The 3,259-nt window shown below is 46.9% G+C and carries 4 protein-coding genes; all 4 read left to right on the forward strand.

The window, feature by feature from the left end:
- Positions 1–151: 151 nt before the first annotated feature.
- Positions 152–319 carry a hypothetical protein gene (locus tag Q0338_RS10835; protein ID WP_297958910.1) on the forward strand — a complete coding sequence of 56 codons (168 nt, stop codon included), beginning with the start codon at positions 152–154 and terminating at the stop codon, positions 317–319.
- 9 nt (positions 320–328) lie between these two features.
- Positions 329–1,042: a disulfide bond formation protein B gene (locus tag Q0338_RS10840; protein WP_298086725.1), complete on the forward strand. Its 714-nt coding sequence runs from the start codon at positions 329–331 to the stop codon at positions 1,040–1,042.
- An 11-nt stretch (positions 1,043–1,053) separates the two neighbouring features.
- On the forward strand, positions 1,054–1,950 hold the full coding sequence (locus Q0338_RS10845) for a hypothetical protein (protein WP_298086726.1): 897 nt from the start codon (positions 1,054–1,056) through the stop codon (positions 1,948–1,950).
- Positions 1,951–1,972: 22 nt separating this feature from the next.
- The coding region (locus Q0338_RS10850) for a molybdopterin-dependent oxidoreductase (RefSeq protein ID WP_298086727.1) at positions 1,973–3,259 on the forward strand (1,287 nt) is incomplete at its 3' end.

Below are 3,259 nucleotides of genomic sequence, written 5' to 3' on the forward strand. Positions count from 1 at the left end.
AATAGATTTTTTGTAGGAAAATTTTATACAAAAAATTTAATATAAACAAAAAAATCTATTTTTTAAACTAGAATTAATAAATAAAATTATATTATTTCTTTAAGAATAGGCATGCTTAGGATTAAATTTTATTAGGAAAGGACGGTTTGAAATGGAATTTCTTATTTTGACGCTATTTTTGATCAGCGGACTTATACTATATTTTAAGCCGCAGAGGAAAAATCTAGCTACGGGCTGCGCGGCGGTAGGCTGCGTGATACTGATCGCGCTCGAGTTTTACGTAAATTTATGGGTCGTCGTGCCGGTAGGCAACTTTTAGGAGGGCGATATGCAAAATTTAGAACAAAATCAAATTCCCGCCACCGAGCGAGGATTTTTTAACCTAATGTCGCTAGCCATCATCGCCCTCGTGGCGCTCCCGGTCGGCATAGCCTGTTTGATACTGGGCTTTGGCATGGGAGATAGCCCGTGCGTGATGTGTTGGTCGGAGAGGATCACGATGATAGCCATCAGCCTTATCGCACTTTTTATCCTTAGATACGGCCTAAGACCCGGCTACATCGCAGCGCTTTTACTGATGGCTTGTTGGGGAATGTTTAACGGCTTTATCCATTATAGCCTTGACGGTACGTTCGGCGGCTACCTCGACATAAAGCAGGGTTTCGGACTTGAAATTTTAGGCGCACACACGCAGCTTTGGGTCATCGTCGTAGATTTTTGCGTGATCGCGTTTTTGGCGGTTATATTTTTATGTAGCAAAAATTTGGGCGAGATAATGAAAAAGAGCACGAGCGGCGAATACGGCGAGTTTTTGCGCTATCTGCCTCTGGGCAAGATTGCAAATTTAATCTTCATCGTCATCATCGCCGCAAACTGCGCGCAGGCCTTCATCGTCTCGGGTCCGCCGCCGTATATGGGCTCTAGCACGCCGGCTAGATTAAGTCTTGATCCTGCAAAATGGTTTTGGGAAAAAGATCACTGGCAAAGCGCGCTTGATTTTAGATTCGATTGGAATCCGGAGCTTCCGGATCTGCCAAACTAAGGAGCAAAAAGATGAAAAAGCTGATGATTTTTACGGCGCTAGCGGCTCTGGCGTTTGGGTTTGAGTTTAATCTCGATAGCAAAGCAGGTGCACTTGAAGGCGTGAAGGAGCTCGGTGCACCGAGTGCTGAAGTGAGTTTAAGCTTACAAAACGACGCGCCGATTACGGGAGCGGACTACGACGCAGATAAAAAGCAGTTCGCGCTGGTTTCTAAAAATAATGAATTTTACGTTGCGGACGAAAATTTAAAGCCGCTTAGATACGGCAAGCACGATCGCCACTTTATAATGGAGATGGAGGCGACCGTGGGTGCTGCGTGGTATAAAAATGAGCTCGGCATGATAAGCTTTAATAAAACCTTCGTCTTTTATGAGCCTGCGGACGGGCTTAGTGCAGAGGAGCAAAACAGCCAGTGGAGGCACTTGACCGAGGGCTGGGATAAATGGAAGCTAAACGATCTCGGCAACAAAGGGCGCTTCTCCACGCTTCGGGCAAAGCAACAATATATCCTCGGCTGGGATTACGACGCGGCTGCGAATAAATTTATCGTTGCGTCCGTACCTAACGACGTGAGGGATTATTGGAGCGTGGCGGTGTTTGACGGCGACGATAAGATGATTTTGGAGGAATTTATTCCGCAAATCGGCTCAAATTTAAAGCTAAAAGAGGGCAGAAGCCTAGGCGAATACTATGTCACTGGCATCGACGCTCAGCCTGATGCCGTTTATCTTTTGAGTAAAAATTTCTCGACCATTTTAAAGCTAAATTTACAAACGCATGCAATTGAGGATGCGTATAGTTTTAGCGGAGCGGCAAACGCGAGAGCGCTTGCGGTGAAGGACGGCAAATTTTATGTTTTTTCACGCGAAGGCAAAGAAAATAAAGTTTTCATATACGATATGAAATAAAGCCCACATTTAAGGAGAAGAGATGCAAAGACGTTCTTTCTTAAAAGGCGCGGGAGCGGCTCTAGCTACGGCCGGAGCCTCTCCAAGCCTATTTGGTATGGAGCAGTTTGAGGTGGATTTTAAACCGAAATCCTATAAAAACGAGCAGGGCGTAGAGTATCACTATCTCACCTGTCCTAGAAACTGCCGCGATGCCTGTTCGATGATCGCAGAGATCAAAGACGGTAAGATGGTTAGCATCAAGGGCGATCCGAAACACCCTCTAACGCAAGGCACGGTCTGCGTCAAGGGTCACACCTACGCAATGCACCTATACAACGCCGATCGCATAATGTATCCGATGAAGCGCGTCGGTAAAAAGTGTGAGGGCAAGTGGGAGCGCATAAGCTGGGATCAAGCGCTAAAAGAGATAGCCGCGAAGCTCACCGAGATCAAGGCAAAATACGGCGGCGAGGCGCTAACGGAATTTGTCTATTCGGGCAACGAAGGGCATATCTCAAAGACGATCGCGCCTGGAAATTTCTTTGAAAAATACGGCGCTACGAGGCTTGTGCGCAACCCGTGCGACTGGCCGCGCTATGCGGGCACGCCGAGCGTCATCGGCACGGACTTTTCAAAAGACGCGCTGGAAGTGGATGAGAGCGATATGTATATCAGTTGGGGCTCAAACGAAGCCTATACGGCGGTGCACTGGATTAGATTTGCCCACCGCGTCAAAAAGCGAGGCGGCAAGATCATCGTCATAAATACGATCAGAATTCCGCTCGCAAACCAGGCTGATATGTTTATCCAGCTAAAGCCTTCGAGCGATCCGGCATTTTGTCTAGCGGTCTGCAAATTTTTGATAGAAGAAGATCTATATGATCATGAATTTGTAGAAAAATATACAACCGGCTTTGAAGATCTAGTACATGAGTGCTCACTCTACACTTATGGCGAACTATCTGAAATGTGCGGAGCAAGCGTCGATCAGATCAAAGTCTTTGCTAGAGAATACGCTCACGCAAAAGCGCCTGCCATTATGCACGGCGACGGCGGCCAAAGACACTTTAACGGAGCAAGGCTGGTACGCGCGGTTACTTTCTTGCCGGTACTTACGGGTTGCCTTACAAAACTTGGCGGCGGATTATTCTGGGCTTACGTGCACGTAAAGGGCTGCTTTAACTTCGATAACTGTATGCCAGATCTTTCGCCGAAAGACGCAGAGGGCAAAAAGATAGAGCGCCAGCAGATAAGCTACGTAGAATTTGGCAAAGGCATCCAAAAGGAAAATCCGACCTATTTGGGTAAGCCGATAAATACGGTCATT

Source organism: uncultured Campylobacter sp. (genome assembly GCF_938018145.1).
GTDB lineage: Bacteria > Campylobacterota > Campylobacteria > Campylobacterales > Campylobacteraceae > Campylobacter_A.

What these genes read in the sequence shown, in the direction of transcription:
- Q0338_RS10835 (WP_297958910.1), top strand. Translation starts at nt 152, where the DNA reads ATGGAATTTCTTATTTTGACGCTATTTTTGATCAGCGGACTTATACTA.
- Q0338_RS10840 (WP_298086725.1), top strand. Translation starts at nt 329, where the DNA reads ATGCAAAATTTAGAACAAAATCAAATTCCCGCCACCGAGCGAGGATTT.
- Q0338_RS10845 (WP_298086726.1), top strand. Translation starts at nt 1,054, where the DNA reads ATGAAAAAGCTGATGATTTTTACGGCGCTAGCGGCTCTGGCGTTTGGG.